This is a genomic window from Lacisediminimonas sp. (assembly GCF_030645335.1).
Lineage (GTDB): Bacteria > Pseudomonadota > Gammaproteobacteria > Burkholderiales > Burkholderiaceae_D > Lacisediminimonas.
Genome location: NZ_JAUSNH010000001.1, coordinates 1 through 5,075, shown reverse-complemented (window position 1 = coordinate 5,075; position 5,075 = coordinate 1). Strand labels below are relative to the sequence as shown.

The 5,075-nt window shown below is 61.3% G+C and carries 7 protein-coding genes and 1 tRNA gene; 5 read left to right on the top strand and 3 right to left on the bottom strand.

The window, feature by feature from the left end; all coding sequences use genetic code 11:
• The 4 genes from Q7T64_RS00040 to Q7T64_RS00025 form a co-directional block, all read left to right on the top strand.
• Positions 1–459: ACT domain-containing protein (locus tag Q7T64_RS00040; protein WP_304789107.1), on the top strand; the 459-nt coding region annotated here is incomplete at its 5' end.
• Between the two features lie 94 nt (positions 460–553).
• Positions 554–647 (top strand) — tRNA-Ser (locus Q7T64_RS00035).
• Between the two features lie 234 nt (positions 648–881).
• A complete protein-coding gene (locus Q7T64_RS00030; RefSeq protein ID WP_304789104.1) occupies positions 882–1,499 on the top strand; it encodes a hypothetical protein in 618 nt (205 codons plus the stop codon).
• Between the two features lie 13 nt (positions 1,500–1,512).
• A complete protein-coding gene (locus Q7T64_RS00025; protein WP_304789101.1) occupies positions 1,513–1,698 on the top strand; it encodes a hypothetical protein in 186 nt (61 codons plus the stop codon).
• A 245-nt stretch (positions 1,699–1,943) separates the two neighbouring features.
• Here the strand turns inward: Q7T64_RS00025 and Q7T64_RS00020 are convergent, their stop codons facing one another.
• The 3 genes from Q7T64_RS00020 to Q7T64_RS00010 form a co-directional block, all read right to left on the bottom strand.
• On the bottom strand, positions 1,944–2,327 hold the full coding sequence (locus Q7T64_RS00020; protein ID WP_304789097.1) for a cupin domain-containing protein: 384 nt from the start codon (positions 2,325–2,327) through the stop codon (positions 1,944–1,946).
• Positions 2,328–2,541: 214 nt separating this feature from the next.
• Entirely contained in the window at positions 2,542–3,384 is an 843-nt protein-coding gene (locus tag Q7T64_RS00015; protein ID WP_304789094.1) for a group 1 truncated hemoglobin, read from the bottom strand.
• A complete protein-coding gene (locus Q7T64_RS00010; RefSeq protein WP_304789091.1) occupies positions 3,360–3,566 on the bottom strand; it encodes a hypothetical protein in 207 nt (68 codons plus the stop codon). The genes Q7T64_RS00015 and Q7T64_RS00010 overlap by 25 nt, the downstream gene beginning before the upstream one ends.
• A gap of 130 nt (positions 3,567–3,696) precedes the next feature.
• Here Q7T64_RS00010 and Q7T64_RS00005 point away from each other — a divergent pair.
• On the top strand, positions 3,697–5,075 hold a 1,379-nt coding region (locus Q7T64_RS00005; RefSeq protein WP_304789088.1), incomplete at its 3' end, for an AAA family ATPase.

The window sequence follows — 5,075 nt, the reverse complement described above, 5'->3', positions numbered from 1 at the left end:
ATCGCGTTCAACCGCGACGAGGCGAAGATCACCGTCATTGGCGTTCCCGACCGGCCTGGCATTGCGTACCAGATCCTGGGCCCGGTGGCCGACGCCAATATTGAAGTCGACATGATCATCCAGAACCAGTCGGTCGAAGGCAAGACCGACTTCACGTTCACGGTGCCGCGCGCCGAATATGCAAAAGCGATGGAAGTGCTCGAAGGCAGCGTAAAAGGCCACATCAGCGCCGAGCGTATCGTCGGCGACACCAAGGTGTCCAAGGTGTCGGTGGTCGGTGTGGGCATGCGCAGCCACGTCGGCATCGCCTCGCAGATGTTCCGCACCCTGTCGGAAGAAAACGTCAACATCCTGATGATCTCCACCTCGGAGATCAAGATCTCGGTCCTGATCGACGAGAAATACATGGAACTGGCGGTTCGCGCACTGCACAAGGCGTTCGGACTTGAGGCTGCCTGATTGCGTGCGGTCAGGTATCTTTCATTGACCGCAATGCACACACAGGCTATTATCCGAGGCCTTGTCCGGTGGTCGTTAGTTCCGGGCAAAAAGTGGAGACGTGGCCGAGAGGTCGAAGGCACTTCCCTGCTAAGGAAGCATATGGGCTTAAACCTGTATCGAGGGTTCGAATCCCTCCGTCTCCGCCAGTAAAATGTAGTGAAACAAGCGCCTGCGGGCGCTTTTTCGTTTTCCGAGCCAGCAGTTTTAATCGGCGTTTTACCCGATGTGGCAGTGCTTGCCGGCAGGTTCGCAACCGGTATCGGCATGACCCTGCCGTGCCAAGGCGGTCATCAATGGGGAATCTATCAATGCCCGCAATCGCAGTCATCATCCTGGCCTTATTGGTCTGGCTGCACCCGACTGCCTTCGCTGCTCGGCCCATGATCACCGACGACGCCCGCATCGTGGACCCTGGGTCGTGCCAACTGGAAAGCTGGGTGAAGAGGAACCAGTCCGGCCACGAAGTCTGGGCTCTGCCGGGCTGTAACGTGACTGGTAACCTGGAACTCACGGCGGGCGGGGCGAAGGTAAATAACGGGGAAGGCTCAGCATCAACGACGCTGGTACAAGCGAAAACGCTGTTTCGACCCATCAGTAGCAACGGCTGGGGCGCAGGCCTGACCGTGGGAACTGTTGAATATTTGCCCCTTGCCCGGCGTAGCCGTGATTTATACGCTTACATCCCGTTGAGCTTTTCATTTGCTGATGATGCGTTTGTGCTGCATCTGAACACGGGATGGCTGAGAGAGGCGGGCAGGGGCACCCATAGGCTTACCTGGGGATTGGGTACCGAGCTGGCGCTGTCGCAAAGGAGCTGGCTGATAGCTGAAGCTTTCGGCCAAGACCAGGGCCGGCCATTTTTTCAAGCTGGCTGGCGACAGTGGCTGGTGCCTGACCGGGTTCAGCTTGACGCGACTTATGGGGACCGTGGGGGCGGGGGCACTGGTGAAAAGTGGTTCTCTTTGGGAGTTCGGTTTCTGTCGCCCAAGTTATTTTGAGGAAGTTCCTTCTGTGATCCCTTGTCTGAACACTACTGCTGAAGATGAAGTCCCCTTCCGGAACGTAGCCCCGTTCTCTCTGAGCTCGTTTGTCTGGAATCCCGTTCTCGGCATGAGCTTCCTGCTGGTACCGCTGTATGCCACTTTCCTCGATTCGTCGGGCGCCCTGCTGAGCCTTGGCGTCATTACGCCGCATTGACGCGGCCGCCGGCTCAGGCGTCGGAAGCAATTTCCTGGCATCCGCCTGGCAAAGCGGACGCCGGGGTAGCCACGCTGTCGCCACACCGGCAGGTCGTCCGTCAAACCCTGACCACTTCACCCTTCATCGACCATAGTATTTTTGGTCAGGCCTGAAAGCTGGCTTAAACGACGAGGCTCTTCTTGGGACTCGTCATGCTCACAGAACAGGCGGGGCGAAAGCATCTGGATGGTCGGCAACCAGTCTTAATGCGGTTTGGCGTACTTCGCCACACCTGTCGCATCGATCAGCACACAGCGCTCATTGCCCACCACCCAGGCATCGTGTCCCGGCGGCATGTGGAACATGTCTCCCGGTCCGTATTCGACCTGCGCGCCGTCATTCATTTTTACTATCATCCTGCCTTGCAGGACCATCCCCGTGTGCGCTGCCTGGCATGAATCGGTGCCAGCGATGGGCTTGACGTGCTCGCTCCAGCGCCAGCCCGGCTCGAATTCGCCACGGCCTATCACATGGTCGCCCAGCATGAATACCTGCAAGCTGCCTTTGCCATCCTTGAACGGCCGGGTCTCGTCGGGACGATCGCCCGGCTTGCGGGTCAATTCTTGATGTGTCGTTTCTGCGGTCATGATGCTTCTCCGAAAAGAATGAAATTCAACAATACGATCCAACGGATGGCTGGGCAATTCCTGACAATAGCAAAAACAAGTATAGAACCGCGGGCCGCGCCGGCAAGTCGGTATCCGAATAAGTTTGATAATTGCCGAGATCTGCGAACAACCTGTTTCTGGATGCCGCGCAAGATGGCTAAACGCGGCCCCCATTATTTTGTCGGCTCGTTGGTCAAACCCTGACCACTTCACCCTTCATCGACCAGAGTATTGCCAGCACTTCGTTGCGAGTGGGTAAATCGACGTCACAGCTTGCCAGTGCCGCCATCGCATCGTCGATCACCGCAACGAATTCCTGTTCGTTGATGTTCATGCCGCGATGCGTTGCGAGCATGTCCCGGCCGGCGTAGGTTTCCGGTCCGCCAGCGCCCGCGCAGAAAAAATCGATCACGTTGCGCTCGACGCGATCCATGTCCTCGATTTGCGCATACCGACGGTTGACCAGCGGATTGGCGAGGTGGTTCTTGATCAGTTCCCGGGTGATGCGCGTGATGCCGTCGCGGCGGCCCAGGCGGTCATACAACGTAGTGGTGGTGGTGGCTTGGCTCATGTCTGTCTCCTTGTTTGATTGGCGTGAGGCCGCATTGGCCTCGCCGGTTGGCAAGTCATGTCGGAATCGTTCGTGTTCCCTGGAATTTTCGCTTGGGTGATGGACGCGGGAACGGGACAGCAGCGCCGTCAATGCGGCGATATCGGCTGCATCCAGGCCGTTTTCCTCCAGCGTCAAGCCAATGTCCTCGATCACCGCGGCCAGTTCGGCGCCGTCGAATTGCATGCCGGCATGGGCCAGTGACGAGTTGCCCTGATCCGCAGGGCAGGATGCGCCGAGGCAGGTACTGAAAAACGCCACACTCTGCGCTTTCAGTTGCGGCAGGTCGCCGTCGCGAAACCGCCTCGCCAGCAAGGGGTTGGCTGCGTGGCGGTCAACCATGCCATCGACCATGCTGGCAATGCCCGCTGCGCCGCCCATGCGCCGGTACAGGCTGGCGTTTAATGGCGCAGTTGGGGCATCCACGATGCGTACTCAAGTTGCCCGGCATCAATCGATTCGCCGCACACTTGCGCCCTTAGCGTGCCGAGAACAGTGGCGAGCGAGGTTTCCAGGGCGTGCAGGGCATCGGGCGTCAAGGGATCCGGCAAGGTCAGGATGGCAGGCCCATGGCCGGACAAGGGGACCTGCATTTCGCGAGCGCTCATTTTTTGCTCCTTCAGTATCTGGCAGGCCGGTATTGGCCTGCTCGACTGAAGCATGGTCCAGTGTTGTTCCTCAAACGTTCCTCGGATTTTCTATTGCGGAAATCGGCCTTCGGCCGGCACACTACAGGCCATGGAGACCATCGTTCCCTCGCTGGCGATTGGCAACGTACCGGGTCAGCCAGCGCGGCTGGAAGTCGCTTTGCTCGGCCGCTTCGCGGTCGCCGTTGACGGCGTCGAGATTGCCGCCGAACGCTGGCCCAGCCTGCGCGCAACCCACCTGTTGCAATTGCTCAGCCTGCAAGCACGCCACCGCCTGTCGCGCGATCTCGTCATTGACGCCTTGTGGCCGCAACTCGATCCTGACGCCGGCGCGGCCAACCTGCGCAAGGCCCTGCACCATGCGCGCCAGGCCCTGGGCCGGCACGACAGCATCGTGCAGCATGCGGGTGAACTGATGCTGTGGCCGGAACGGCCCGTGTCGGTAGACATCGAGGTATTCGAACAACATGCTTTGCTTGCGCTGGCTCAACACGACGCCGCCGCCAGCGCCAGTGCCGCCGGCTTCTATGAAGGGGACTTGCTGCCCGGCAGCCGCTACGAAGACTGGACCGAACCCGCGCGCGAACGGCTGTCGGCGCTTTATCTTGATCTTCTCCGCGCCAGCGCCCAATGGGAGCGGCTGGTGCAGCAAGAGCCCACCGATGAGCCGGCCCACCGGGCATTGATGCAACGTGAAATTGACGCTGGCAACCGCGCGGCGGCCTTGCGCTGGTATGCGCAACTGCGCGAGGCGCTGCGCAATGCGCTCGGCGTCACGCCCGATGCGCGGACCGAGGCGCTCTATGCGCATTGCGTTGCGGGCTTGCAAACCGCCGGGCCAGCGCTGGTCGGGCGGGCACAATTGCTGGCACAAGTTGCCGCGTGGATGGCCATGTCGCCCACCGAGCGGCCGGGCGGCATCGTATTGCGGGGGCCGGCAGGAATCGGCAAGACCGCACTCTGCCGCGAAATTGCCTCACAGGCGCGGGAGCGCGGCTGGACTGTGCTTCGTGCCGACGCCGCCGAGACCGGCCGGGCCTATGGCGTCATCGCCTCGCTGGCCGAACGCCTGATCCTGGATGACCGCTCGCTGCTTGACCGCATCGGCGGGCCGGCGCGTACCGTGTTGTCGCTGCTCAGTCCACTGGCCGCGCCGGCAACAGTGCCGCTCGGGCCGCTTGGCCGGCACCAGGTGGTGGGCGCGGTGCGGCGCTTGCTGCTGGCTGCGGCACAGGGCGGCGACATCTTGCTGCTGGTCGACGACGGCCACCTGATCGACGACGCCGATGTCGACGTGCTGATGCAGTTGGCGATCGCCGGTGGTCCGGTTTGCATGCTGTTGGCGACGCGACCGGTGGCCGCCAGCACGACGCTGGCGCGCAGCCTTGCGCGCCTGCAGCGTGCCGGTGTCACGCAATCTGTCGACCTCGACCCCCTGGACGACGACGAGAGCTGTCGCCTGGTCACCAG